The sequence below is a fragment of the Alcanivorax profundi genome (genome assembly GCF_003597125.1).
In the GTDB taxonomy this organism is placed as follows: Bacteria; Pseudomonadota; Gammaproteobacteria; order Pseudomonadales; family Alcanivoracaceae; genus Alcanivorax; species Alcanivorax profundi.
In genome coordinates, this window is sequence record NZ_QYYA01000002.1 from 938006 (window position 1) to 963771 (window position 25766).

The window sequence follows — 25766 nt, forward strand, 5'->3', positions numbered from 1 at the left end:
GCTTGCAAGCCAGCTCCTGCAGAAAGTGCGTTTTACCCCAGCTGTCCCTGCAGCTCCATCACGTCGACGGTGCGCTCCGGGTTGAGCGGGTCGATCAGGGTTTTGGCATCTTTATAAACGCGCGGGGTTTTGTAGAGCATCGCCACCGCTTTCACATGGCTGGGGCAGACATAACGGTCCGGCATTTCCTGTTGCAGCCAGGCGCGCACTTTCGGTGCCTGGTCCGAGCCCATTTTCGGGAACAGGTGATGCTCCACATGGTGGCTGAAGTGGAAGTGCAACGGGTCGATCCAGCGCCAGGCGCGCACGCTCATGGAGTTATCCACCGGGTGGTTGTTGTCCATCTGTGGGCGCAGCATGTGGTTGGTGAGAATGTAGCTTTGCCCGATGAAGTTGATGATCGCCATGGGAATCAGCACGGTAAAGACCGCCAGCGGGCCGGACAGGATGGCCAGGGCAATCCACGCCGCCATGCACAGGTACGACTGGCGAATGGCCTTGGTGCGGTTGAATCCCTTGAACTCCTCACGCTTGCGGGTCTGCATGCGCAGCACCAGCTGGGCATGGAACATGAAGGAATAGAACAGGAACAGGTAGCTGTACCAGGTACGTCCACCGGGGGCGAGCTTGGTGAAGTTGGCGGTGCCGGGGTGCTTTTCGTAGCGCACCAGGGTGCCGAACGAATCCGGGTCCTTGTCGCCCAGATTGGTGTGCGCGTGGTGGGCCACGTTGTGCCAGCGGCGCCAGAATTCCGGCGGCACCAGCGCCGGCCCGAAGCCGATCCAGCCCAGCAGGTCCTGCATCTTGCGGCTCATGCCCAGCGCGCCGTGCAGCACTTCATGGGCCAGCAGGGCCTGGCAGGCCAGGGTGTGCCCCGCCAACAGACTCAGCAGCAGATTGCCCCACCAGGGCAGGTCGAGCATCAGGATGGCGGTCAGACTGGCCACGATGATGCTGGTCATGGGGATGAACCACAGGGCGCGACGGGGGCGGGCGCGGAAGGTGTCCGGCCCCAGATCCTTTTTCACGGCATCACGGATAGCGCGGGCGTCGTCGGCGCCAAACTGGCGGCTGTAGCTGGCTTGGTTGCTGTTCATCTTCGGTCCTTGGTGCGAGCACCGGCAGGGAATCTTGATGCTGCGCATTTTGGTGAACAGTCGTATTCAGGCGAAGTGCAGGGCTGGACAGTATTCGGTCATTTTCGGACAGGGGTAGAAGTAGCGTATAGTAGAGGGCATGAGTCGCGAACGCTTCATACAACTGGACCCCGGCACTGGCCGTTCACCGGTTCCCGTCAACTACGTACGGAACCTGGTGGAGCTGATTGCGGACGTGGGTGTGGACACCCGCCGCCTGCTCAATCGCGTTGGCCTGAACGAAGCCGAGGTGTACAACCCGGAGCCGGCACTGCGCTTTGAGCAGTTCCGCCGGGTGATGGTGGGCGCCCGCGAGATGACCGGCAACCCGGCGCTGGGCCTGACTCTGGGCCAGCAGCTGACACTGACGGCGCACGGCCTGCTGGGCTATGCGGCGATCAGCAGTGCGGATCTGGGCGATGCCCTGCGCTTGCTGGAGCGCTATTTCCGCACCCGCACCCGTTTGTGTGTCCCGCGTATTGAGCCCACGGATGCCGGGGTGCGTTTCTGCCTGATCGAAAGCGTACCGCTGGGCGACATCCGTGAGACGTATCTGGAAGTGGTGGTGGCCGCCGTGGTTGGCGGGATTCGCTACCTGCTGGGCGACCGGTTCCGGGGCGCGGTACTGGAGCTGCCGTATCCGGCGCCGGCCCATGCGGAGCGGTATCACCAGCTTCTGGACATGCCCGTGGAGTTCGATGCCGACGTCGCCGCGCTGCGTCTGCCGTCGCGCTTGCTGGACGAGCCCTTCACCCTGTCGGATCCGGCCTCCCGGCAGATGGCCGCGCAGAAGTGCGAAGAAGAGCTGCAGCGCCTGGAGGCAGACCAGGATTGGGCCAGCCGGGTGCGCGCCCGTCTGATGCAGGCCGAAGGCATGCTGCCCAGCCTGGAACAGCTGGCCAGTAACTTCCATGTGACCTCCCGGACCCTGCGCCGGTACCTGAACGCCCTGGGTGTCAGTTATCGCTCGCTGCTGGAAGAAGTCCGCATGACCAAGGCCATGGGCTACCTGCAGGCCAACATCACCGTGCAACAGGTGGCCATGCGGTTGGGCTATGCCGACCCCAGCAACTTCGCCCGAGCCTTCCGTAAGTGGACCGGTCATCCGCCGAGCCATTTCCAGCCCTGATTCGTATCTTCACGCACCACACATAGACGGCTGTGGAAAACCGTTTTCCTTTGTGGGCCGTTTTGTCCTGTGGGAGCGGTGGTCCCACCGCGATCTTTTCCAATGTGTGGGTATCGCGGTCGAACGGCCGCTGCCACGGTGGTTGACGCGCAGAGAGTCTCATCTGGCAATCACTCGCCCATAACGCTAGTGTGGCCCGTCCACCCTCGTGAATAACAACGACCATGAGCAATCACGAACCCGTCCTGCTGGTCTCCCGACACAATCGTCCCATTGGCAGTTGCCAGCGCGGGCGCATGCAGCGTCAGCGGTTGATGCATCGTGCCTCTTATGTGGTGGTGCAGGATCTGGCCGGGCGCATCTGTGTGCAGCAACGGTCGGCAGACAAGCACTTCTACCCGTGCGGCTGGGATCTTGCTGCGGGTGGGGTGATGCGTCCGGATGAATCCGTGGCCCGTGGGCTCAGCCGGGAATTGCATGAAGAGCTGGGTGTGCGCCGCCAATTTTCCCGTTGGCAATGGTTCTGGTTCGCCAATCCGCACCATCAGGTCTGGGGGGCGCTGGCGTCGGTAACGGTCTGTCAGCAGGCGGTGTCCCTGAGTGACGAAGTGGTTGACGTGAAGTGGATGTCAGCCAGCCAGGCACTGGCCCTGCCGGAGGCAACGCCGGATACCCGCCATGCCCTTTCCTTGCTGTTGTCATCGACCTTCTGAGCGTTTTCGTCCTTGTGATCCACGGTGCCGCTGGGTAGCGTTTCCCCCTCTAGCAGGAAAGAGTTGAGAGCGTTATGACCCAGCGATTCAGTGTGGCCGGCAAACGAATTTTGATTACCGGTGCCTCCAGTGGTTTTGGTGCCCGCTTTGCCGTTGCCCTGGCAGAGGAAGGGGCGGATGTGGTGCTGGCGGCCCGTCGAGTGGAAAAGCTCGAACAGACCGCAGAGGCGGTGCGCAAGCTTGGCCGTGAGGCCACGGTGGTGGCCATGGACGTGAGTGATCACGCCAGTGTGGGTGCCGCCTTCGACAGCATGCCGCCAGTGGATGTGGTGGTGAATAACGCGGGCATTTCCCACGAAGGCCCCACTGACAGTCTCACCGAAGAAGAGTGGGATGCGGTAGTGGACACCAACCTGAAAGGGGTCTGGGCGGTCTCCAAGTTTGCGATCCAGAAATGGAAGCAGGATCAGCGTCCTGGCAGCCTGGTCAACATTGCCTCGATTCTGGGGTTGCGTGTGGGTGGCCGTGTTGCGGCATACACCGCATCGAAGGCGGCGGTGGTGCAGCTGACCAAATCCCTGGCACTGGATTTTGCCCGCTACAACATTCGTTGTAACGCCATTTGCCCCGGCTATGTCGAAACCGATATCAACAAGGATTTCTTCGATAGCCCGCAGGCAGAAAAAATGCTCAAGCGCATCCCCTATCGCCGTCTCGGACAAATCGATGAACTGGTCGGCCCGCTGCTGTTGCTGGCATCGGATGCGTCTTCCTACATGACGGGTGCCATCATTGCCGTGGATGGCGGGCACCTCTGCAATACGCTGTAAACAGCGTTTCACTGAATTCACCGAGGACAGATCATGGATTTCTCCCTGAGCCCGGAAATCGAAAACCTGCGTCAGAAAGTGGCGGCGTTTGTTGAAGCGGAAATCATGCCGCTGGAAAGCGACAAGGCGAACTACGACGAGCACGAAAACTTCAAGGAAAGCGTGGTCGACGCACTGCGCGACAAAGCCAAGGCCCAGGGCCTGTGGGGTTTCCAGTTGCCCAAAGAACGTGGTGGCCAGGACGTGGGTGTGGCCGGCATGGCCGTGCTGTATGAAGAAGCGGCTCGCAGTCCGTTTGGCCCGGTGGTGTTCAACTGCGCGCCGCCGGATGACGGCACCATGATCCTGCTCAACAAGATTCTCAACGACGAACAAAAAGCGCGCTGGTTGCAGCCGTTGATCGACGGCAAGGTGCGTTCCGCATTTGCCATGACCGAGCCCGATGGCGGTTGCGGTTCTGACCCGTCACTGACCTATACCACCGCCACCAAAGACGGTGACAACTGGGTCATCAATGGCCGCAAATGGTTTATTACGGGTGCCGAAGGAGCGCAGACCTTTATCCTGATCGCCAAGACCAGCGACGATCCGCGCAAGGGTTTGACGGCGTTCCTGTTCGATGCCGACCAGCCCGGTTGGGAAGTGGTACGTCGTATCCCGATCATGGGTCCGGAAGAGCACGGTGGTCACTGTGAACTGAAATTCGATGGGCTGGTGATTCCGGACGAAAACCGCCTGCTGGAAGTGGGCGACGGTCTCAAGGTTACCCAGATCCGTCTGGGCACGGCCCGTCTTACCCACTGCATGCGTTGGCTGGGTCTGGCCAAGCGCTGCATGGAAGAAGCGGCAGGCTATGTGGAAAACCGCATGAGCTTCGGCACCACGCTGGCCGAGCACGAAGGCGTGCAGTGGATGCTCGGTGATGTGGCCAAGGAAATCGAAGTGGGCCGTCTGCTGACCATGCAGGCTGCCTGGATGCTGGATCAGGGTGACTTCGCCAAGAAAGAAATTTCCATGGCCAAGATCCACGTGGCCGATACTCTGCACAAGGCCGCGGATACCGCCATTCAGCTGTGCGGTGCTCGCGGTTACTCCAAGGATACCCTGCTGGAGTGGATCTACCGCTATGCCCGTCAGGCCCGTTTGGTAGACGGCGCCAGCGAGGTGCACAAGATGGTGCTGTCCCGTTTCTATCTGAAAGAGAAACGCGGTTTCTTCAAGTGGGGCGTGTAGCGCTGCTTCGCAGCGGCAATACGTGAGACGCAACACGCTTCACGCACCACGGATCATGCAAAACTAAAAAGCCCTGCATTTGCGGGGCTTTTTTAGTGCCAGAATCGTGAGTGCCGCTCAAACGATTATTGTAGGAGTTCCGCTTGAGGAACGAACCGTGCGAAGCACGGAATCGGCAGAGGGCGATCAGAGATATACGGGTTCGTTAGGTATGTACTGAAAACACCCTTCGTTCGCCTCGCTGTGCCCGGTTGGCGTCTCAAGCGACGCACCTAAAGAGCGCCAGATTTTTTTGATTGGTGTTACCCGTTGGTCGCCCGGCGCAATGTTCGAGCCGGGGTTTCGCCGAACCGCGCGCGGTAGGCGCGGGAGAAATTGCTGACGTGGCTGTAGCCGATTTTTTCGCTGACTTCCTTCACCGATAGCTCGCCACCTTCCAGCCAGCGATTGGCGGCGGTCATTCTTTCGTTGCGCACATATTCGGCACAACTGAGGTGAAACTTTTGCCGGAAAAGTTGATCCAGACGACTCTCCGTCATGCCCCCCTGGCTAGCCAGGGGGGCGATGGAAAGGTCATCGTGAAGATGGTTTTCGATGTGGTTGATGATATCCGTCAGCGCCTGCTTTTCCCAGACAATAATGCGATCTTCATTAAAGTCATCATCACAGAATAGCTCGATGATTTCTGCCAGAAACAGGTTGGCAATACCTTCCAGTTTCAGCATGCGGGCAGTGCCGCGGGCGTTGTGATCAAACAGGTTTCCGCCCAGTTGCCGTAAACGGCTGCTGGGGGAAAACGACTGGCCAATCTGAATCTCGCCAAAATTTTCGTCGCGAAAAAGCGATAGCTTTTCCGGTAGTTCGCCACCGAAGCGCTCCAGCAAGGGCGCAAGCGTGGATGCCACGCCCACATGGCGAATCAGTTGCCCCTTGAACAACCGGAAGCGGCTGCCTGATGGATCCACACGCATCAGCAAGGCGGAATCGTTGCTCAGGCTGAAGGTGTTGCCATTGGGGTAACTCAATTCAGAATGGCCTTGCAGGTGCATGGCGGAGCCGATCCAGGGCTCACTGAAACTGTTCTGTACCTGCACATGGCAGTCATCCAGGGCTTCGTATTCCATGCGGTACAGCACCATGCCGCTGGCAAACTGCAGCCGCTCCATGCGTCCGCGAATGCCGGGCAGATCAAAGGTCTGGCCACCATTCATATGGGCTACCACCAGGCTGGATGGCGTTTCGTTGTTGTTTTGATTTTCCATAATGAAAATGGCCTGAAGGCACTAAAAAGAATGAAAGCCCCGGGAAAATGATAAAACCCCGGAAAATGACATAGGCAGCAAGTGGTTCTCACTCAAGCCGATCTCTACCCTACAACGCAGAAGCAAAAAAATCATGTCGGGGTAGGTCATGTCTTTTTTTAATCGACGTCACCATGGTGGCGAGTCTCGCGCTGTTCGCGCAGAAATACTGTGTGCTTTCGGGACGGCGCTGGCGTTCTTGTTGCTGCTGCCGGGAGCAGCAAGCGCGGCGGCGGATGGTACCGATGGCAGTGGGCATGACGGTGTGACCGGTGGGCAGGGGCAGGATGGCAGTGACGGCGGGCCGTTTGATGATGGGGGCAACGGTGGCGATGGTGCCAGTCTTGTTTACTCGGACGCTCCTGCCTATGAAGCGTCGACCACAACCGGTATTGACGCGGACATAACGGATCTGACCTCCCTGGCGGGTATCAATAATGGTGACCAACTCCGCGTCACGGTGAATGGTGTTGTTACCAATATCACCATCAATACGGGCGATAAACTGATTGATCTGGCCGCAGCCATTGACCAGATCATCACCCCCTTTGAGATGAGCGCCAGTGTGACTGAAAGCGGGTCGGGCGGTGACCAGCTAATCATCGAGGGCGCGCAGAACTTCCTGGATCTGCAGATTACCAATATCACGGGCACGCCAATTTCGGCCACGGGGATTAATTTTGTGAACCTGCCTGGTTCCTTGGGGGATGCCTCGCGCCCCTTTAGCCATGGTGGTGACGGCGGTGATGGCGGCGCTGGTTCTGTCCTCAGTCCAGGGGATTACTACTTCACCTTTGATACCTCGGGCGGTGATGGCGGGGCGGGCGGTTTCTCGGATTACTTTTACGGTAATGGCGGTAACGGCGGCAATGGCGGGGCCGGATTGCATATCACCTCTGCGGGGGATCGCTTCACCCTGTTCAACGGTGCGGAATTTCTTGGCGGTAACGGTGGCGACGGCGGCGCGGGCGGTGCGGAGGGCATTGGCGGCGATGGCGGAGACGGCGGCGCAGGCATTCAGGCCGACGCGAGTGCCGAAATCACCATCAGTGCCGGTGCGCGGGTTGTAGGCGGGGATGGGGGCCAGGGCGGAACCGGTGGCTCTCCGGGCACCCATGGTATCGGCGGATACGGTATCACCGGGGCCGATCTGGATATGACCCTGGCGGGGGCCGTGAACCCCGGGGCCAACCAGTCCACCGCCATTCACTTTGCCGGTGGCTACAACCGCCTGACCCTGGAAAGCGGTTACAGCTTGGGTGGCAATGTGCTGGCCGATGGCAGCATTGATGTGCTGGCGCTGGGCGGGGATGATGATGGCACCTTCGATACGAGTGTTGTGGGAGTTACCTTTCAGGGTTTTGAAGGGTACGAAAAAACCGGTGTCAGCAACTGGACGCTGACAGGCGCAAGCGCTCAGGACTGGTGGGTGCGGGAAGGAACACTGAGTGGTGAGCTGAGCACTCTTGGTGGTGATATCCGCAACGATGCGCATTTACGAGTGATGGATTCTCTGGGAGTATCAGATTATTACGGCCAGATCAGTGGCAGTGGCGATGTGTCCTGGCAGGGAGGGCCGATCTTCGTCCGCAACCCGCAGACTTACACCGGGCTTACTCTTATCCTGAATGGCATGGTGAACGTGTTTTCGGCCAATACCTTTGCCGGTGACATCCTTCTGGATGCTGTCTCAGCATTAACCTACTTCTACAACAGTACGGGCCAGTATGACGGCAGGATTTCGGGTGGCGGAGACGTCAACCTGTTTGACAGCCGCATCATCTGGACGGCGGATCATGACTTTACGGGGACGACCTATATCTCTGGAAGCACTGACAAGTTGTTTCAGCTGACACTGGGAAACGGGGGGAATACGGGATCTATCATTGGGGACGTGGTCTTCAATGGTTCAGCAGCCAGTAACCTCATCATCGATCGGGGTAACGACTATCACTACGATGGCGTGATCTCCGGCAACGGCAATCTCTTCAAATTCGGTGACGGCAATTTTTATCTGTCGGCAAACCATGCCATTAACGGCGAGGGCCGTGTCTACGAAGGCGGGATGTACGTAAACGGTGCCATGAATGGCCTGATGATGTCTGTCCGCAATGGCGGCCTGCTGGGCGGTAATGGTTCGCTGGGCAATACCACCGTACTGTCAGGCGGTACTCTGGCACCGGGGGATGGTCTGGGTGCGCTCACTATCAACGGTAATCTGACCCTGGAACAGGGCAGTTTGCTGGATTTCCAGTTCGGTGCGCCAAGCGGTGATTTCTCCACGCCGGGTTCCAGTGACAGTGTCTCCGTGAACGGTGATCTGGCCATCAATGGCACGACGCTGACGCTCAACGATGCTGGCAGTTTCGGCCCGGGGTTGTATCGCCTGTTTGATTACACCGGCACGCTTTCCGAAAGCAACGGCGGCCTGCAACTGGCCAACCCGGACTCATCACTCACCCTGCAATACCTGTCCGGCCCCGGGCAGATCAATCTGCTCAACACCGGCGACATGACGCTGAATTTCTGGAATGCCAACGGCTTGGCAAGCGGCACCACCCAGGGCGGAGGCAACGGCACCTGGACGGCCAGTAACTCTGTCTGGGCCGATGCCACTGGCACCGTCACCGGCCCCATGATCCCCAGCCCGGGCTTTGCCATCTTTGCGGGGGATGCCGGCACGGTAACGGTGTCCGACGCGGATGGCGCGGTGCAAGCGCAAGGGATTCAGTTCGCCAGCGATGGTTACCACGTAGAGGGTGACGGCCTCACGCTGACTGGTGCGGGCGGTGAAATTCGTGTTGGCGATGGCAGTGCGGCCAGTAGTGGCTACGAAGCCTCTATCAGCAGTGTAATCAGTGGCAGCAACGGCTTGATGAAAACCGGAGAAGGCACGCTGGTACTGGGGGGCAGCAACGACTATGTCGGAGACACCGTTATCACTGCCGGCACCTTGCGTACTGTGCAGCATGACGCGTTGGGGGATGCCAGTAACCGCCTTGTTCTGGACGGTGGTGCGTTCCATGTAGAGGGGGCAGCAATGACCAGCCTCTTCAATCGTTATCAACTGGCACTGGGCAGCCAGGGCGGCACCCTCGTGATGTATCAGGATGCGACTATCCGCAGCGACCTGAGCGGTACCGGGGCGCTAATCGTGAAGGGCCCCAACACCCTGGACCTGGAAGGCAGCAATGACTTCTCCGGCGGCCTAATGATTGCCGGCGGCATTGTGCAGGGTGAGGTCAGCGCATTGGGCTCCGGTTTCATCGAGAATAACGCTTATCTTGCGCTGCTAGATGCCGGGCAAGCCGAGCTGGGCAATGACCTGTCCGGCTCCGGCTTGATCAATATGGGCGGCGGGGGCGAGGTTCGACTGACCGGTAATAATGCGCTGTTCAGCGGCGATTTCCGTCTACTTAATGGCGCCTTGATCGGTGACGCGAATGCCTTTGGCAGCGCCACCATCGAGAACCAGTCTCGACTGGTGCTGGATCAAGCGGCGGACGGTATTTTTGACAACACCCTGTCCGGTAGCGGCGACCTGGAAAAAACCGGCAGTGGAGCCGTGAGTTTGGAGCAGGATGCGGTTGCCTTCAGCGGCAATACCGTCATTCAGCAGGGGCGCGTCAACGCCAACAGCAACTGGAGCAATAGTACCTTTACTGTAGAAAACAACGCCGTGCTCGGCGGTACAGGCCAAGTGGGGGATACCACCATTGAGTCCGGTGGTACGTTGGCCGCAGGCAACTCCATTGGCACCTTGAACATCAACGGTGACCTGACTTTCAACAGTGGCAGTCAGTTGGCACTGGAAGTGGATCCGGCCAGCATCAACAGCGACCGGATCGAGGTCAGCGGCCAGGCCAATCTGGCAGGCTCGGTGCTGCATGTGGGCAACGACGGCACCTACCAGCCTTTTAGCACCTATACCTTTCTCAACGCTGCCGGTGGCATCAACGGCCAGTTCGATGGTGTTACGTCTAACTATGCCTTCCTGAACCCGGTATTGAGCTACGGCAGCAATACCGCGTCGCTGGAATTGCTGCGCAATGATCTGTCGTTTGCCAGCGCCGCACTGACTGAAAACCAGCGTGCGGTAGCCTTGAATGTGGATGGCATGCCCATTACCCACAGTCTCTATCGGAAGGTCTTGCAGATGAGCAAAACGCAGGCGGCTGATGCGTTCCAGGCATTCAGTGGTGACAGTTTGCTGGCGGGTTTAACGGCTGGGCAGCAACTGCAGCAACGATTCGCCATCGGCATGCGTCAGCGTGGCCGAAATGCCGGTGGTCATTCCGGCGGCGGCATGGACACACGCTTGTCACGAAAACTGCAGGCGCTGGCGGCGCCTTCCAATCCTTATGCGCAGGCCGCCGCAGCCAGTTCGGTAAACCAGACCGCGAGTGCTGGAGCAGTGGGCAAGCGTAACGGTGTCTGGGTGCAGGCCCAATCCTCCCGTTTTGAAGAGGATAGCCAGGAAGATATCGGCAATGCAGCCTATGCTTTCCGGGGAGACCAGCTAGCACTGGGTGTCGATCATCAGTGGGATCACTGGCTGCTAGGTGTTGCAGCGGGAAGTGCGGATGGCACGCTGGATTACGACAATCGTCAGGCCGATGGTGATGTGTCCTCGTGGTTTGCTGGCCTGTATGGCCGCTGGAGCAGTGCGGGGGCCTGGTTCCTGCGCGGCGATCTGAGTTATGGCAGCAGCGATGTGTCCCAGCAGCGCATTGTCATGGGGGCACCGGCGGAATCGGACAGCAGCGTGGATGCCCTGCGGGTGGCGCTGGAATCCGGTTGGGACCTGGCCTGGGGGGAAAATGGTTTGCATCCCTACGCGATGGTTTCCATGACCCGTATCGAGCGGGACGGCTTTCGCGAAACCGGCGGCGGCATCGCCGGCCTGACTGTGGACGACAGTGAGCTAAACAGTGGCGAAGCCTGGCTGGGGGCGGACCTGTCACGCGCCTTTGTGGTGGGGGGCGACTGGCTGGTGGCAGAAGGCGGGTTGGCGGTGGTGCAACCCTTTGGCGATACCCAGGCCGAACAGACTGCTCGCTTTGCCGGCGCGCAGCAGGGCTTCACCGTGTACGGCGCCGACCAGGACGATACCCAGCTGGCCGCCAATGCCGGTGCCGAATGGTTTATGACGGCGGATTTTTCCCTCTGGCTGGGGTATCGAGGGCGCTTTGGTGGAGACACCGAAAGCCACGGTGGCTTGCTCAGCGCCAACCTGACCTGGTAAGGAATTAACCATGAGAAAAAGCAACGTGTTGGCGGCTGTGGCCAGCTGTGCCGCTCTGGTTCTGGGGGGCTGTGCGGGCAAGGCGCCTGACGATCCCTGGCCGGGGTATCGCACCGACGGAAAGGGTCAGTTGTTGAAAACCGCCGACGGCCATTGTTGGCGGACGGCGGACTGGACGGAAGACAAGGCGGTGCCAGCATGTGATGTGGCTATCACAGGGGAGCCGGTTGTGGCAGTGGAGGGTGAAGCGTCAAGCCGCGACGCAGTCGCAGAGAATGTCGCACCGGCGCCTGTGCGGGTGACCTTTGCGTTTGACTCAGCGGTGCTGGGCGAGGCAGCCCGGATCGCGCTGAAAGCCTGGTACCAGGCGGTGGCCAAGCTTGAAGGGGAGGTGGTGGTGACGGTGAATGGCTACAGTGACCCGTTGGGGCCTGCCGGTTATAACCGGAACCTCGCTGAACAGCGTGCGCGAGCGGTAGCTCGCTGGTGGGAAGAACAAGGTGACAGTACTGCTGCTCTGCAGGTCGAGGGTCACGGCGAGGATGCGGGCGTTTCGGGGCTGCATTGCCAGTCGGTACCGGCTGATGAGATGAGAGCCTGCTATCAGCAAGATCGACGGGTCGAGTTGCGTATTCAATAAGACCGAAATTCGTTAGCCCTGCTGCACGTTCTGCCGATAGCTTAATGCTTCGCGCAGGTGATCGCGTTCCACCTCTGCGCTGCCGGCCAGATCGGCAATGGTGCGCGCCACTCTGGCGCTGCGGTGCAGGGCGCGGGCGGAAAGGCCAAGGCGGTTCATGACGCCTGCCAGCCAGTCGCGATGAGGCCGCAGCATCGGGTCCAGTTTGTCGCTGCGCAGCTCCCGGTTGAGGCATTGCTGGCGCTGCCATTGGCGTTGCCAGGCGAGGCGTACCCGACTTGCGACCTGCTCACTGGTTTCGCCTTCCCGGTCGCCCAGCAATTCTTTGGCATTGACGGCCGGAACATCCAGATGAAGATCAATTCTGTCCAGCAACGGCCCGGACAATTTCCCCTGGTAACGTTTGGCTTTTTCACAGCGATAACCGCAGCTTTTGTCCGGGTCGCCGAGGTACCCGCAGGGACAGGGGTTCATGGCGGCAATGAGCTGAAAGCGGGCGGGGAAAGTGAGCTGCTGGGCGGCACGGGCAATGCTGACTTCGCCGGTCTCCAATGGCTCTCGCATGACCTCCAGCACCTTTCTGTCAAACTCGGGTAACTCATCGAGAAACAGAATACCGTGATGGGCAAGGGAGATTTCGCCCGGTCGCGGGTAGCTGCCGCCACCGACCAGGGCGGTGGCCGATGAGGTGTGGTGGGGTGCCCGGTAGGGCCGCTGGTAAAACTGTTGGCTGCTGCGGGGTTGTTTCAGTGAGTGGATGGCGGCCACTTCCAGGGCCTGTCGGGTGCGCATGGGAGGCATCAGGCCGGGCAGGCGGGAGGCCAGCATGCTTTTGCCTGCACCAGGCGGCCCGCACAATAACAGCGAGTGGCCACCCGCGGCAGCAATTTCCAGTACCCGTTTAGCCGTTTGTTGCCCGCGAATTTCGGACAGGCAGCCTCCTTCGTTCCGTTGCTGGGAGGGAGGCTGACAGGGATGGGGTTCCAGGGGCTGCTGGCCGGTCAGGTGGGCCGCAATACGGGCGAGTTGGCTGGCAGCCAGAGTGGGGGTGCCGGGCAGGCTGGCTTCTTCGGCATTATCGGCAGCGACGATCAGGCTGCGATCTTCCGCCAGGCAGGCCAGCGAGGAAGGCAGCATGCCGGATACCGGGTTGAGCTGACCGTTGAGGGATAACTCACCAATGAATTCATAGCGGTCGGTAGCGACGGTACCCAGCTGGCCGCTGGCCACCAGAATGCCAAGGGCAATGGCCAGGTCAAAGCGGCCGCCATCCTTGGGCAGGTCGGCAGGGGCCAGGCTGACGGTAATGCGCCGTTGGGGAAAGTCGAAGCCACTGTTGACCAGCGCGGACCGTACACGGTCGCGGCTCTCGCGCACGGCCGTGTCGCCCATGCCGACAATGGTGAAGGCCGGCAGGCCCGGAGCAAGGTGGGTTTCCACGCGCACTTCGTGGGCATCAATGCCCACCGGGGCGCGGCTGTAGAGCAAGGCGTGGGTCACACGTTCTTCCGGTCATTGAGACAGGACGCAGTGTAGAAGTCGGTGGGCAATAACGCTGTGCGCGTTCACCGTCAAACGCTGTAAGACGCTGGATCGTAACGCGTAAGAAATGGCGTATCGCGGAGTGGCGGGATTTCATGAACCCTTGCTGGTGATGAGGACCAATCCGGTATGGGGCGTACCCACAGAGATGCCTGTGTTGTCTCGGTGATCTCTGTGCCCTCGGTGGTGACCCTGATATAGAGGCGTCACCACTTCCGGGGGTTACATCACAGTCCCAGGTTGTCGAGGATACGCAGGTTGGGGCCGGCCTGGTTCATGGTGTAGAAGTGCAGTCCCGGAGCTCCCATGGCCAGCAGTCGCTCGCACAGGCGGGTGACCACCTCTTCGCCATAGGCTTTTACCGCGGCATCATCATCCTTGAGGTCGTTGAGTTTGCAGCTCAGCCAGCGAGGCACGTCAGCACCGCAGTTAGCAGAGAAACGCAGCAAGTTGGCCACGTTCAGGATCGGCATGATGCCAGGGTAAACCGGCGCGTCGCAGCCAATTTTCTGCAGCGCATCCAGGTAGTAACCATAGGCGTCGGCGTTGTAGAAATACTGCGTCAGTCCGCTGTTGGCGCCGGCGTCTATCTTGCGTTTGAAGTGATCAATGTCGTCGGCGAAGCTGCGTGCTTCCGGGTGCATTTCCGGGTAGGCGGCCACTTCCAGTTGAAAGTGATCGCCGGTTTCCTGGCGGATCAGGGCCACCAGCTCGTCGGCGTACTTTATTTCACTTTGCGCATAGCCCATGCCGGAAGGCAGGTCGCCACGAAGGGCAACGATGCGGGTGACGCCGGCCTCCTTGTAACCGTTCACCAGTTCCAGGATTTCGTCCCTGCTCTGGCCGATACAGCTCAGGTGCGGAGCAGTGTCGCCATGCTGCGCGCGCAGCTTGTTGACCATATCGCGAGTGTTGTCACGGGTGGAGCCCCCGGCACCAAAGGTGCAGGAAAAAAAGTCCGGATTCTTGGCCAGCAATTTCTTCTGTGTTGCCAGTAGTTTCTCTTTTCCCGCATCGGTTTTCGGCGGAAAAAATTCAAAACTGATTCGTTTCATGGTGCTTGCCATTTGCGTTTGTCGTTGTTGAAAGCGTAGTGCTTTCGATGGCCGGGTCGGACGTCGGCGGTCTGATGCTTTTGGCATCCGACTTCCGACGTCAGACGTCCGACTTAGTATTTGTAATGCTCGGGCTTGTACGGGCCGTTCACGTCCACGCCGATGTAGTCAGCCTGCTCTTTGGTGAGTTGGGTGATTACGCCACCGAAACCTTCCACCATGTAACGGGCGACTTCTTCGTCCAGATGTTTGGGCAGTACTTCCACCTTGAGCATGTTTGCTTTCACGGTGTCGGAGTGGCTGGCGTAGGCCTGGTCGAACAGGTACATCTGCGCCAGCACCTGGTTGGCGAACGAGCCATCCATGATACGGCTGGGGTGACCGGTGGCGTTGCCCAGATTCACCAGGCGGCCTTCAGACAGCAGCAGCAGGAAGTCGCCTTCGGCCTTGTTACGCCACACCTTGTGCACCTGTGGCTTCACTTCTTCCCATTCCCAGGTTTCGCGCATGAAAGCGGTGTCCACTTCGTTGTCGAAGTGACCGATGTTGGAGACCACAGCCCCTTTCTTCAGCGCCTTGAGCATGTTGGCGTCACAGACATTGAAGTTACCGGTGGTGGTCACGATCAGGTCGGTGGTACCCAGCAGCTCGGCGTTCACAGAGGCTGCAGTGCCGTCATTCACGCCATTGTTGTAGGCGCTCACCACTTCGAAACCGTCCATGCAGGCCTGCATGGCACAGATCGGATCGGCTTCGGTAACGCGCACGATCATGCCTTCCTGACGCAGGGACTGGGCAGAGCCCTTGCCCACATCGCCGTAACCGACGACTAGGGCCTTCTTGCCGGACAGCAGGTGGTCGGTGCCGCGCTTGATGGCGTCGTTAAGAGAGTGACGACAGCCGTACTTGTTGTCGTTCTTGCTCTTGGTGACGGAATCATTCACGTTCACCGCCGGCACTTTCAGGGTGCCTTTCTTGAGCATTTCGTACAGGCGGTGCACACCGGTGGTGGTTTCTTCGGTGATGCCGTGGATGCTGTCCAGCATCTGCGGGTAAGTCTCGTGGATGTAGCCGGTCAGGTCGCCACCATCATCCAGGATCATGTTGGCTTCCCACAGTTCGCCGTTACCGTCGCGACAGGTCTGCTCGATACACCACATGTACTCTTCTTCGGTTTCGCCTTTCCAGGCAAAGACCGGCGTGCCGGCAGCAGCGATGGCGGCAGCGGCGTGATCCTGGGTGGAGAAGATGTTGCAGGAGGACCAGCGCACTTCCGCGCCCAGTGCCTGCAGAGTCTCGATCAGCACGGCGGTCTGGATGGTCATGTGGATACAACCGATGATGCGAGCGCCTTTCAGCGGCTGCTCGGCACGGTACTTTTCGCGGATGGCGATCAGGGCCGGCATTTCGGTTTCGGCGATATCGATTTCGGAGCGGCCATAGGCGGCCAGGGAAATGTCAGCGACTTTATAGTCGGTAAAGGTGTCCGCTTTCGCGTTCATGAGAGTCTCCATTCGTTTATGACGAATGGGCGCCGTTCTATCGTGTGAACTCACCTGGCGAGCCTCGCGGTCCAGCCGCTGCAGCGCCCCTCGCGGGGTGAGTCAAAATTGTGTTGCAGGAGTGGCGCGTGAGCCGTGAAAGCCTCTCGGCAATTTGCAGCGACGCGCCACTCCTGCGGCAGGTTTTACAGTGCCTTGGCCAGTGCCTCGGCTTTGTCGGTTTTTTCCCAGCTGAAGCCTTCGCGGCCGAAGTGGCCGTAGCTGGCGGTGGGGCGATAGATCGGCTTGCGCAGGTCAAGCATCTCGATGATGCCGCGCGGACGCAGGTCGAAGTGTTCGCGTACCAGTGTCACGATGGCCTCGTCGCTGAGCTTGCCTGTGCCAAAGGTGTTGATGGAGATAGAGGTGGGCTCGGCCACACCGATGGCGTAGCTCACCTGAATCTCACACTTGCTGGCCAGGCCAGCAGCAACAATGTTCTTGGCGACATAGCGACCGGCGTAAGCCGCGCTGCGGTCCACTTTGGACGGATCTTTGCCGGAGAACGCGCCACCACCGTGACGGGCCATGCCGCCATAGGTGTCCACAATGATCTTGCGGCCAGTGAGGCCACAGTCGCCCATGGGGCCGCCGATCACGAAGATACCGGTGGGGTTGACGTGGTACAGGGTGTCCTTGTGCAGCCACTCTTCCGGCAATACCGGTTTGATGATTTCTTCCATCACCGCTTCGCGCAGCTCGGCCAGCTTGATCTCCGGCGCGTGCTGGGTGGACAGCACCACGGCCTCCACGGCCACCGGCTTGCCGTTGTCATAGCGCAGGGTGACCTGGCTCTTGGCGTCCGGACGCAGCCACGGCAGGGTGCCGTTCTTGCGCAGTTCTGCCTGACGCTCCACCAGACGGTGAGAGAAATACACCGGTGCCGGCATCAGGGTGTCGGTTTCGTTGGTGGCAAAGCCGAACATCAGGCCCTGATCGCCTGCGCCCAGATCCTTGTCTTCTGCTTCGTCCACGCCGATGGCGATATCGGCAGACTGCTTGCCAATGCCGTTCAGTACCGCACAGCTGGCACCGTCGAAGCCTTTTTCGGAACTGTCGTAACCGATGTCCAGGATCACCTGGCGAACGATGTCTTCCAGTTCCACATAGGTATTGGTACGTACTTCACCGGCGACAACGGCCATGCCGGTTTTCACCAGGGTTTCCACGGCAACGCGTGCCTGGGGGTCATCCTTGATGATGGCATCCAGAATGGCGTCCGAGATCTGGTCAGCCATTTTATCGGGATGGCCTTCGGACACGGACTCGGAGGTAAAGATGGAATATTCACTCATTGCTGGAGTGCTCCTTGGTTGCTGGTCTGACGTCGGACGTCAGAAGTCTTACGCTAAAAAACAGAGCGGGTTGGATTTCGTCCCCTGACTTTCGATGTCAGATGTCCGACCCCTCTCCAAGTAATAACACCTGGAACAATCTTCGTGCCCTAATCGAGGCGCTTGAATGTTCTCACTTGCACCTGAAACCCATTTCGCAGTGCCAGGAACTGACTTTCCTGTAAGGCCAGGCCTGCGCGGCCGGCCCAGTCCACCAGATCGGCTTCCTCGAAGCCGAGCCAGAAATCGCCACAGGCTTCGTGGGCCCAGTGCTGATCGTGATGACACAGGTCGGTGATCAGCAGGGTGCCGCCATCATTCAGCTGCCGTGAGGCGGCGCGAAGGGCACTGGCCGGGGCAGGCAGGTGGTGCAGCACCATGTTCAGCACCACGGCATCCACCGTGGGCAGGGTGCGGGCGCTATCGGGCCAGTCACCCAGTATCAGTTGCACATTTGACCGTTTGGCGACGGTCTTGCGGGCACGTTCGAGCATGGCCTGGGCATTGTCCAGCCCCGTTACCTGTTCAAAGTGCCCGGCCAGTTCGCAGAGAAAGCGGCCGTCACCGGGGCCGATCTCCAGAGCGCGTTTGCCCTCGGGGCAGGCGCGCAACAACAGCTCGCAGGCCTGCTCGGCGTATTGCTCGTAATCGGCAATCAGCTCTTGCTGGGCGTCATGCTGCTCCGCATGGCGGGCAAAAAACGCCCGGCTCTGCTCGGCCCGTTGCTGCTGGACCTGCTCCAGACGCGCAGCCACGGCGTCGTCCAGAGCCCCATCATCCAGTTCGTCCAGCAAGGCGCTGTGAATGGCGCCTTCTACGTTCTCCGCCTGGGGCAGGCGGCGGCGGTAGAAAATGGAGTTGCCTTCCCGCCGCTTTTCGACCAGGCCGCCTCTGGCCAACACTTTCAGGTGATGGCTCATGCCGGATTGTTTCATGGCCATGATGTCGCACAGCTCCAGAACGCCAAAACTGCTCTGGCCAAGCACCTGCAAAACCTGCAGACGCAACGGATCACCAGCGGCCTTGAGAAAGCCCGCCAGATGATCGGTGATGTCCGGCAGTGCCGGAGGGGTGGCGGCCAATGCAGTCATGGAGCGGAGTCTACGGCATTTCACACCTAAATCAAAATAAATTGATATAGGTTGTCATGCCGGATCGAGGTGCCGGTCTGGTCTGTGGTCCCCGGGGCTGTTCGCCTTCATCACATTTGCCCGTAACCCGCCCTTGAGGGACAATAGCGCCCCTTTTCAGCCACCAGTCAGTTTGGAGCCCTGCATGTCCAGTGCCCCCGCCAGCCGTGATCTCGCCAATGCCATCCGTGCCCTGAGCATGGATGCGGTTCAAAAAGCCAACTCCGGCCACCCCGGCGCCCCCATGGGGATGGCCGATATCGCCGAGGTGTTATGGCGCGGTTTCCTGAAGCACAACCCGCAGGACCCGACCTGGGCCGATCGTGACCGCTTTGTGCTGTCCAATGGCCACGGCTCCATGCTGCTGTATTCCCTGCTGCACCTGTCCGGTTACGGGGTCAGCATCGAGGACATCAAGAATTTTCGTCAGTTGGGCAGCCCCACTGCCGGTCACCCGGAATACGGCGATGCCCCAGGAATCGAGACCACCACAGGCCCGCTGGGGCAGGGCATTGCCAACGCCGTGGGCATGGCGCTGGCCGAGAAGATGCTGGCCGGTCAGTTCAATCGTGACGGCCACACTATCGTGGATCACAACACCTACTGTTTCCTGGGTGACGGCTGCATGATGGAAGGCATTTCCCATGAGGCCTGCTCCCTGGCGGGCACTCTGGGGCTGGGCAAGCTGATTGCCTTCTACGACGACAATGGCATCTCCATCGACGGTGAAGTGGAAGGCTGGTTCACCGACGACACCGTGGAGCGTTTCCGTGCCTATGGCTGGCAGGTGATTCCCAATGTGGATGGCCACAATGCCGAAGAGGTGAAGGTCGCCATCGAGAATGCCCGCGCCAACACCGACCAGCCGACCCTGATCTGCTGCAAGACCATCATTGGTTTTGGTAGTCCCAACAAGCAAGGCAAGGAAGAGTCTCACGGTGCTGCGCTGGGTGACGACGAAATCGCCCTGACCCGCAAGGAGCTGGGCTGGCAGCACGGGCCGTTCGAGATTCCTGCAGACATCAAGCAGGCCTGGGATGCCAGCGATACCGGTGCGGCAGCGCAAGGCGAGTGGCAGCAGCGCTTCGAGGCGTATAAAGCCGCATATCCAGAGCTGGCCGCTGAATTCCTGCGCCGTCAGGCGGGCGAGCTGCCGGCAGATTTTGCCGAGCAGGCCGATGCCTATATCCGCGAGTGTCAGGAAAAGGGCGAAAAAGTGGCCACCCGTAAGGCCAGCCAGAATGCCCTGGATGCTTTCGGCCCGCTGTTGCCGGAACTGGCCGGTGGCTCTGCCGACCTGGCCGGCTCCAACAATACCCTGTGGAAAGGCTGCAAGCCGGTAAGCGCCGAAGATGCCAGCGGCAATTACATTCACTACGGTGTGCGTGAATTCGGCATGACCGCAGTGCAGAACGGCCTGTGCCTGCACGGCGGCCTGCGTCCTTACGGCGGGACCTTCCTGGTGTTTATGGAATACGCCCGGAATGCCGTACGTATGGCCGCACTGATGCACCAGCCGAACATTCTGGTGTACACCCACGATTCCATTGGTTTGGGTGAAGATGGTCCGACTCACCAGCCCATCGAACAGATTGCCAACCTGCGCCTGACACCGAACATGCGCACCTGGCGTCCCTGTGACACGGTGGAATCTGCCGTGTCCTGGAAGAAAGCGATCCTCCGTCAGGACGGCCCCTCTTCCCTGATCTTCTCCCGTCAGGGGTTGCCCTGCATGGCGCGTGGCAGTGAGCAGCTGGCCGCGATCGAGAAGGGCGGCTATACCCTGCTGCAGACCGGCGAAGGCACCCCCGATGCGATCATCATCGCCACCGGCTCCGAGGTTGAGCTGGCAGTGAAAGCGGCCGAAGCGCTGGCGGGCAAGAACATTCGTGTGGTGTCCATGCCCTGCGTGGAAGAGTTTCTGGCACAGGACGCGGCCTATCAGGAAAGCGTACTGCCCTCTTCCGTGCGCGCCCGTGTAGCGGTCGAAGCGGCCATCGCCGATTACTGGTATCGCTTTGTTGGCCTGGACGGCAAGGTGGTCGGCATGACCAGCTTCGGCGCTTCTGCCCCGGCCGGTGATTTGTTCAAGCACTTTGGCATCACCGCCGAAGCGGTGCAGGGTGCTGTGGAGTCCTTGCTTTGATAGAAACGGGCCGGGTGCCGGACGTCAGACTGCTATGAGGATTGCCATCAACGGCTATGGCCGTATCGGTCGTTCCTTTGTTCGTGCCCTCGCCGAGCGCGAGGGGGCGGGGTGGCAGGCGCCGTTCAGCCTGGTGGCGATCAACGACAAGGGGCGGCCGGAAGATCTGCTCTACCTGACCCGCTACGACACCACCCACGGACGTCTGGCGGAGCCGGCGGAACTGATCGAAGGCATGCTGCGCATTGGCCAGCAAGCGCCGCGCCTGCTGGAGCAGCCCAAGCCGGAACAGTTGCCGTGGGCCGAGATGGAGGTGGATCTGGTACTGGAATGCTCCGGCCATTTTCGCAGCCATGCCGGCGCATCGCGGCACCTGGACGCGGGGGCGAAGAAAGTGATTATTGGCGCCGTGCCGTTTGATCAAGCCGATCAGGTGGTGGTCTATGGGGTCAACCACGAGACGGTGGCGGCCGACCACAAGGTGATGTCTGCGGGTTCCTGCACCACCCATTGCATTGCTCCCTTGCTGGCACGGCTGGATGAAAGCTTCGGGATTCAGCAGGTGCTGATGAAGGAAATCCATGCCTACACCTCGGATCAGACCCTGCTGGACCATGTCCACCGGGATCCACGCCGGGGTCGGGCCGGGGCACAGAACATCGTGCCCACCACCAGCAGTGCCATTGGCGCGGTGCAGCAGGTGCTGCCGCAGCTGGAAGGCAAGATCAGTGGCAGCTCCATCCGTGTGCCTACCCTTAACGTGGCCATGGTGGAGTTGACGTTGCGACTGGAACAGACACCGGACGAAGCCAGTCTCAACCCGTGGTTACACCAACAGGCAACAGCGTCTGGTGGTCTGATTGGCTACAATGACGCCCCGCTGGTCAGCGTGGATTTCAATCACCGCCCGGAATCCGCCATTGTCGATGTCACCCAGACCCGGGTGCAGGGCGACATGGTGCAGGTGGTGGCCTGGTACGACAACGAATGGGGCTATGCCAACCGCCTGTTGGACTGGGTGGCGGCCATGGCCGAACAAGCGTCGGATGACTGACGTTTGCAAGAATCTGTAAACCGAGACGACAGCATCATCCTCAGCGGATGGTTCCAAACGAGGTAGCAAGACCATGAACTTCAAGCGCATGACCGACCTGGATCTGGCAGGCAAACGCGTTCTGATCCGTGAAGACCTGAACGTGCCGGTGAAAGACGGCAAGGTCACCAGCGATGCTCGTATCCGTGCCTCTCTGCCGACCATTGAGCATGCCCTCAAGGCGGGAGCCAAGGTGATGCTGATGTCCCATCTGGGACGTCCCACCGAGGGCGAGTACGCCGAGGAGTTTTCCTTGCAGCCGGTGGCGGATCACCTGGGTACGCTGCTCGGCCGTGACGTGCCGCTGGTGAAGGACTGGCTGGACGGTGTTGAGGTGGATGCCGGCCAGGTCGTGCTGTGCGAGAACGTTCGCTTCAACAAGGGCGAAAAGAAAGACGATGACGCGCTGTCACAAAAAATGGCGGCACTGTGTGATATCTATGTGATGGATGCGTTTGGCACGGCGCACCGTGCCCAGGCGTCTACCCACGGGGTGGGTAAATTCGCTTCGGTGGCCTGCGCGGGCCCGCTGCTGGCCAATGAACTGGATGCACTGGGCAAGGCTCTGCAGAATCCGGAAAAACCCCTGGTGGCCATCGTCGGTGGTTCCAAGGTGTCCACCAAGCTGGAAGTGCTGGAGGCCCTGTCCGACAAGGTCGATCAGCTGGTGGTGGGTGGCGGTATTGCCAATACCTTTCTGGCGGCTGCCGGGCATCCGGTGGGCAAGTCCCTGTATGAAGCGGACCTGATTCCGGCGGCCAAAAATATTGCTGACAAGGTGCATATCCCGATCCCGGTGGACGTGGTCACTGCCAAGGAATTTGCCGAGTCTGCAGAAGCGGTCACCAAGAAAGTGGAAGACGTGGCCGACGATGACATGATTCTCGACATTGGCCCGCAGACGGCCCACATCGTGGCGGCGCTGATGAAAGAAGCCAAAACCATTATCTGGAATGGCCCGGTGGGCGTGTTCGAGTTTGATCAGTTTGGTGAAGGCACCCGCGAAATGGCGGAAGCCATTGCCGACTCCGATGCGTTCTCCATCGCTGGCGGGGGTGACACCCTGGCCGCCGTGGACAAGTACGGTATCAGCGAAAAAATCAGCTATATCTCCACCGGTGGCGGTGCCTTCCTGGAATTTGTGGAAGGCAAGGTGCTCCCTGCGGTGGCCATGCTGGAAGCACGAGCGAAAGATTAATGGTGGATCGGGCGTCTGAGATTGGACGTCCGGCGGGTTTTCAAGGCAGGGCGCAGTCGTCCTGCACAGGAATAGACGAAGGGGAAACGACAATGGCACTTGTAAGCATGCGTCAGCTGCTGGATCACGCCGCCGAGTTTGGCTATGGCGTTCCGGCTTTCAACGTAAACAACCTGGAACAGATGCGCGCCATCATGGAAGCGGCGGACAAGACCGATTCCCCGGTGATCGTGCAGGCGTCTGCCGGCGCGCGTAAATACGCCGGCGCCCCTTTCCTGCGTCACCTGATTCTGGCGGCGGTAGAAGAATTCCCCCATATCCCGGTGGTGATGCACCAGGATCACGGCACCAGCCCTGCGGTGTGCCAGCGTTCTATCCAGCTGGGTTTCTCCTCGGTGATGATGGATGGTTCCCTGGGTGAAGACGGCAAGACCCCCACCGACTACGAGTACAACGTGGACGTGACCCGTCGTACCGTGGAAATGGCTCACGCCTGTGGCGTGTCTGTGGAAGGCGAACTGGGCTGTCTGGGTTCCCTGGAAACCGGCGAAGCCGGTGAAGAAGATGGCATCGGCGCGGCGGGCAAACTGACCCACGAGCAGATGCTCACTGACCCGGAAGAAGCTGCTGACTTCGTGAAGAAGACCAAGGTGGATGCCCTGGCCATCGCCATCGGCACCAGCCATGGTGCTTACAAGTTCACCCGTCCGCCCACCGGTGACATTCTGGCCATCGAGCAGATCAAGGCGATCCACGCGCGTATTCCGGATACTCACCTGGTAATGCACGGTTCCTCTTCTGTGCCGCAGGACTGGCTGGCGGTGATCAACGAATTCGGTGGCGAAATTCCGGAAACTTACGGGGTGCCGGTAGAAGAGATTCAGGAAGGCATCAAGTACGGTGTGCGCAAGGTCAACATCGACACCGACCTGCGTCTGGCCTCTACCGGTGCGATTCGTCGTTTTCTGGCGAATAACACCGCCGAGTTCGATCCGCGCAAATACCTTAAGGAATCTGTCACTGCCATGCGCGATATCTGTATCGCCCGTTACGAAGCGTTTGGCACTGCCGGGAACGCCAGCAAGATCAAGCCGATCAACCTGGAAGAAATGTTCCAGCGTTACGAATCCGGCGAGCTGGATCCGCGGGTCAAATAAGAGACGCTGCACGTACCACGCTTCACGCAACAGGCAAGAACGCGGTTTAGGTGGTTGCCAGCGGAAAACAAAAAGGCCGCGCCCGAATATCGGGTGCGGCCTTTTTAGTGGTTCGAAAGCGCTGGTTCGGAGCCGCTGTAGGAGCCTGCCAGCAGGCGATCCGAGTCTAAGCGAGGGCGTCGTTTCGAGTTCCGAATCGCGCGTTTCGGGAGGCGGACCCGCAACCCACGTGCTTGGCAGGGGGTTTTCTGATCGTTGAAACCCGTTTTGGAAATCTTTACCTCGCGGTTGGCAGGATTGCTTGCAGGCAAGTTATTCGCTGCGCTCACCCCTTCGGGGCCGCACTCCGTGCGTTACTCCGCTGCGCTACGTTCCCACAGCGGTTTCATTCTTGGCGTCAGACGTCAGGCCTATTACCGCGTCGCCTTGATTTCTACACCCTCTCCACTCAGTAACAATGTTCCCTGATCATCAATGGTGGCGCTATCGATACTTTTCAGTGCTTTCATAAATTGCTTTTCCAGGTCCATCAGCGGTGGCGGACACGCTTTCATGGTCATGCCGCCGGTCTGGATCGAGAACCGGGAAGGGAGCTGCTCGTAGCTTGCCATGTAGTTGTTGCAGGCAGCCTTGCCAGCCAGTTTACCGGGCTCATGAAAGTTCAGGGTAAGGGTGGCGTTGGTGACGGGCTGGCCATTCAGCTGTTGCACCTGCCAGGCTGCCCCGGCGAGCTGTTCATGTTCAAGCATGGCCGCCTTTTCTGTTGACCTGCCGGAAGGGGTGCTGCAGGCGGCCAGTATGGTGGCGGAAACGGCCAGCAGCATATGGGGAAGTCGTGGCGTCATGTGATGGCTCCTGTGATGATCCATGATCCTGTCAAAAGATTAGTGTGCCGTTTTGCTGATTAGTTTCGATAGTGTCTTGATTCAGGACAAGGAAAGGGTGCGTAGCCGTTGACGCTAACGCGGCAGAAGGCACAATGCTCTGGTCATGCCATGAACCCTCAGGAAAACGCCATGCTCAATACCTTTCTGGAGTATTACACCCAGCACCCCTGGCTGGTAGTGCCGTTGGCGATCCTTTCCGCGGTGGGTGTCGGGTTACTCTGGATGGGCTGGCTGACTCTGATGATCACGGCGTTTGGGCAAAAGCTCTGGCTTTGGGGCTTTGCCATCCTGCTCTTGCCAGTCCCGGCTTCGCAGGGGTTTGCCCTGCGTTACCGTACCCTGAATCCATGGGCGAACCGCCTGGTTTGGTGGGGTCTGGTGTTGTCGCTGCCGATTCTGGCTCTCACCGCCTGGTGGGCTGTGCTGGCCCTGACCGCTCAGGGATGAGAAGAGTAT

The 25766-nt window shown here is 59.8% G+C and carries 19 protein-coding genes and 1 riboswitch; of the genes, 11 read left to right on the forward strand and 8 right to left on the reverse strand.

Annotated features, from left to right (window positions below; translation table 11 throughout):
- Window positions 1-32: 32 nt before the first annotated feature.
- Window positions 33-1097, reverse strand: a complete 1065-nt coding sequence (locus D4A39_RS09680; protein ID WP_022985488.1) for a fatty acid desaturase family protein — start codon at window positions 1095-1097, stop codon at window positions 33-35.
- Between the two features lie 139 nt (window positions 1098-1236).
- Here D4A39_RS09680 and D4A39_RS09685 point away from each other — a divergent pair, with 139 nt between their 5' ends.
- From D4A39_RS09685 to D4A39_RS09700, 4 genes are all read left to right on the forward strand, one after another.
- The gene (locus tag D4A39_RS09685; protein ID WP_022985487.1) at window positions 1237-2265 is read left to right on the forward strand and encodes an AraC family transcriptional regulator; all 1029 of its coding nucleotides are present in this window, start codon (window positions 1237-1239) and stop codon (window positions 2263-2265) included.
- Between the two features lie 224 nt (window positions 2266-2489).
- Window positions 2490-2978 (forward strand): NUDIX hydrolase, encoded by a 489-nt coding sequence (locus tag D4A39_RS09690; RefSeq protein ID WP_119917981.1) that lies wholly within the window; start codon window positions 2490-2492, stop codon window positions 2976-2978.
- A 74-nt stretch (window positions 2979-3052) separates the two neighbouring features.
- Entirely contained in the window at window positions 3053-3808 is a 756-nt protein-coding gene (locus D4A39_RS09695) for an SDR family NAD(P)-dependent oxidoreductase (protein ID WP_022985485.1), read from the forward strand.
- Window positions 3809-3841: 33 nt separating this feature from the next.
- Window positions 3842-5041: an acyl-CoA dehydrogenase family protein gene (locus tag D4A39_RS09700; protein WP_022985484.1), complete on the forward strand. Its 1200-nt coding sequence runs from the start codon at window positions 3842-3844 to the stop codon at window positions 5039-5041.
- A 302-nt stretch (window positions 5042-5343) separates the two neighbouring features.
- Here the strand turns inward: D4A39_RS09700 and D4A39_RS09705 are convergent, their stop codons facing one another.
- The gene (locus D4A39_RS09705) at window positions 5344-6303 is read right to left on the reverse strand and encodes a helix-turn-helix transcriptional regulator (RefSeq protein WP_022985483.1); all 960 of its coding nucleotides are present in this window, start codon (window positions 6301-6303) and stop codon (window positions 5344-5346) included.
- A gap of 148 nt (window positions 6304-6451) precedes the next feature.
- On the opposite strand from D4A39_RS09705, the gene D4A39_RS09710 reads away from it, so the two are divergent.
- Both D4A39_RS09710 and D4A39_RS09715 read left to right on the forward strand, forming a co-directional pair.
- Complete coding sequence (locus D4A39_RS09710) at window positions 6452-11587, forward strand: autotransporter outer membrane beta-barrel domain-containing protein (protein WP_147393902.1); 5136 nt, start codon at window positions 6452-6454, stop codon at window positions 11585-11587.
- Between the two features lie 10 nt (window positions 11588-11597).
- Entirely contained in the window at window positions 11598-12227 is a 630-nt protein-coding gene (locus D4A39_RS09715) for an OmpA family protein (RefSeq protein ID WP_022985481.1), read from the forward strand.
- Between the two features lie 12 nt (window positions 12228-12239).
- Here D4A39_RS09715 and D4A39_RS09720 read toward each other — a convergent pair whose 3' ends face one another.
- The 5 genes from D4A39_RS09720 to D4A39_RS09740 all read right to left on the reverse strand — a co-directional run bounded on the left by D4A39_RS09720 (window position 12240) and on the right by D4A39_RS09740 (window position 18790).
- Complete coding sequence (locus D4A39_RS09720; RefSeq protein ID WP_022985480.1) at window positions 12240-13727, reverse strand: YifB family Mg chelatase-like AAA ATPase; 1488 nt, start codon at window positions 13725-13727, stop codon at window positions 12240-12242.
- A gap of 269 nt (window positions 13728-13996) precedes the next feature.
- Window positions 13997-14824, reverse strand: a complete 828-nt coding sequence (gene metF / locus D4A39_RS09725; RefSeq protein WP_119917983.1) for a methylenetetrahydrofolate reductase [NAD(P)H] — start codon at window positions 14822-14824, stop codon at window positions 13997-13999.
- A 113-nt stretch (window positions 14825-14937) separates the two neighbouring features.
- The gene (ahcY, locus tag D4A39_RS09730) at window positions 14938-16326 is read right to left on the reverse strand and encodes an adenosylhomocysteinase (RefSeq protein WP_119917984.1); all 1389 of its coding nucleotides are present in this window, start codon (window positions 16324-16326) and stop codon (window positions 14938-14940) included.
- Between the two features lie 20 nt (window positions 16327-16346).
- Window positions 16347-16424, reverse strand: a riboswitch (S-adenosyl-L-homocysteine riboswitch).
- An 87-nt stretch (window positions 16425-16511) separates the two neighbouring features.
- Complete coding sequence (gene metK / locus D4A39_RS09735; protein WP_022985477.1) at window positions 16512-17660, reverse strand: methionine adenosyltransferase; 1149 nt, start codon at window positions 17658-17660, stop codon at window positions 16512-16514.
- Between the two features lie 149 nt (window positions 17661-17809).
- On the reverse strand, window positions 17810-18790 hold the full coding sequence (locus D4A39_RS09740; RefSeq protein WP_119917985.1) for a metalloregulator ArsR/SmtB family transcription factor: 981 nt from the start codon (window positions 18788-18790) through the stop codon (window positions 17810-17812).
- 184 nt (window positions 18791-18974) lie between these two features.
- Here D4A39_RS09740 and tkt point away from each other — a divergent pair, with 184 nt between their 5' ends.
- The 4 genes from tkt to fba all read left to right on the forward strand — a co-directional run bounded on the left by tkt (window position 18975) and on the right by fba (window position 24423).
- Window positions 18975-20975, forward strand: coding sequence for a transketolase (tkt, locus tag D4A39_RS09745; RefSeq protein WP_022985475.1), 2001 nt, complete (start codon window positions 18975-18977; stop codon window positions 20973-20975).
- A 34-nt stretch (window positions 20976-21009) separates the two neighbouring features.
- Window positions 21010-22029, forward strand: a complete 1020-nt coding sequence (locus D4A39_RS09750) for a type I glyceraldehyde-3-phosphate dehydrogenase (RefSeq protein WP_022985474.1) — start codon at window positions 21010-21012, stop codon at window positions 22027-22029.
- 73 nt (window positions 22030-22102) lie between these two features.
- A complete protein-coding gene (locus tag D4A39_RS09755; protein WP_022985473.1) occupies window positions 22103-23266 on the forward strand; it encodes a phosphoglycerate kinase in 1164 nt (387 codons plus the stop codon).
- A 92-nt stretch (window positions 23267-23358) separates the two neighbouring features.
- Window positions 23359-24423 carry a class II fructose-bisphosphate aldolase gene (gene fba, locus D4A39_RS09760; RefSeq protein WP_022985472.1) on the forward strand — a complete coding sequence of 355 codons (1065 nt, stop codon included), beginning with the start codon at window positions 23359-23361 and terminating at the stop codon, window positions 24421-24423.
- A 413-nt stretch (window positions 24424-24836) separates the two neighbouring features.
- On the opposite strand, the gene D4A39_RS09765 is transcribed toward fba, so the two are convergent.
- Window positions 24837-25268 (reverse strand): META domain-containing protein, encoded by a 432-nt coding sequence (locus tag D4A39_RS09765; protein ID WP_199699440.1) that lies wholly within the window; start codon window positions 25266-25268, stop codon window positions 24837-24839.
- 150 nt (window positions 25269-25418) lie between these two features.
- On the opposite strand from D4A39_RS09765, the gene D4A39_RS09770 reads away from it, so the two are divergent.
- Window positions 25419-25757: a hypothetical protein gene (locus D4A39_RS09770; protein WP_147393903.1), complete on the forward strand. Its 339-nt coding sequence runs from the start codon at window positions 25419-25421 to the stop codon at window positions 25755-25757.
- The last annotated feature ends 9 nt before the right edge of the window (window positions 25758-25766 follow it).

Coding starts and splice junctions, on each gene's coding strand:
- D4A39_RS09680 (WP_022985488.1), bottom strand. CDS start 1,097: ATGAACAGCAACCAAGCCAGCTACAGCCGCCAGTTTGGCGCCGACGAC.
- D4A39_RS09685 (WP_022985487.1), top strand. CDS start 1,237: ATGAGTCGCGAACGCTTCATACAACTGGACCCCGGCACTGGCCGTTCA.
- D4A39_RS09690 (WP_119917981.1), top strand. CDS start 2,490: ATGAGCAATCACGAACCCGTCCTGCTGGTCTCCCGACACAATCGTCCC.
- D4A39_RS09695 (WP_022985485.1), top strand. CDS start 3,053: ATGACCCAGCGATTCAGTGTGGCCGGCAAACGAATTTTGATTACCGGT.
- D4A39_RS09700 (WP_022985484.1), top strand. CDS start 3,842: ATGGATTTCTCCCTGAGCCCGGAAATCGAAAACCTGCGTCAGAAAGTG.
- D4A39_RS09705 (WP_022985483.1), bottom strand. CDS start 6,303: ATGGAAAATCAAAACAACAACGAAACGCCATCCAGCCTGGTGGTAGCC.
- D4A39_RS09710 (WP_147393902.1), top strand. CDS start 6,452: ATGTCTTTTTTTAATCGACGTCACCATGGTGGCGAGTCTCGCGCTGTT.
- D4A39_RS09715 (WP_022985481.1), top strand. CDS start 11,598: ATGAGAAAAAGCAACGTGTTGGCGGCTGTGGCCAGCTGTGCCGCTCTG.
- metF (WP_119917983.1), bottom strand. CDS start 14,824: ATGAAACGAATCAGTTTTGAATTTTTTCCGCCGAAAACCGATGCGGGA.
- ahcY (WP_119917984.1), bottom strand. CDS start 16,326: ATGAACGCGAAAGCGGACACCTTTACCGACTATAAAGTCGCTGACATT.
- metK (WP_022985477.1), bottom strand. CDS start 17,660: ATGAGTGAATATTCCATCTTTACCTCCGAGTCCGTGTCCGAAGGCCAT.
- D4A39_RS09740 (WP_119917985.1), bottom strand. CDS start 18,790: ATGACTGCATTGGCCGCCACCCCTCCGGCACTGCCGGACATCACCGAT.
- tkt (WP_022985475.1), top strand. CDS start 18,975: ATGTCCAGTGCCCCCGCCAGCCGTGATCTCGCCAATGCCATCCGTGCC.
- D4A39_RS09750 (WP_022985474.1), top strand. CDS start 21,010: ATGAGGATTGCCATCAACGGCTATGGCCGTATCGGTCGTTCCTTTGTT.
- D4A39_RS09755 (WP_022985473.1), top strand. CDS start 22,103: ATGAACTTCAAGCGCATGACCGACCTGGATCTGGCAGGCAAACGCGTT.
- fba (WP_022985472.1), top strand. CDS start 23,359: ATGGCACTTGTAAGCATGCGTCAGCTGCTGGATCACGCCGCCGAGTTT.
- D4A39_RS09765 (WP_199699440.1), bottom strand. CDS start 25,268: ATGACGCCACGACTTCCCCATATGCTGCTGGCCGTTTCCGCCACCATA.
- D4A39_RS09770 (WP_147393903.1), top strand. CDS start 25,419: ATGAACCCTCAGGAAAACGCCATGCTCAATACCTTTCTGGAGTATTAC.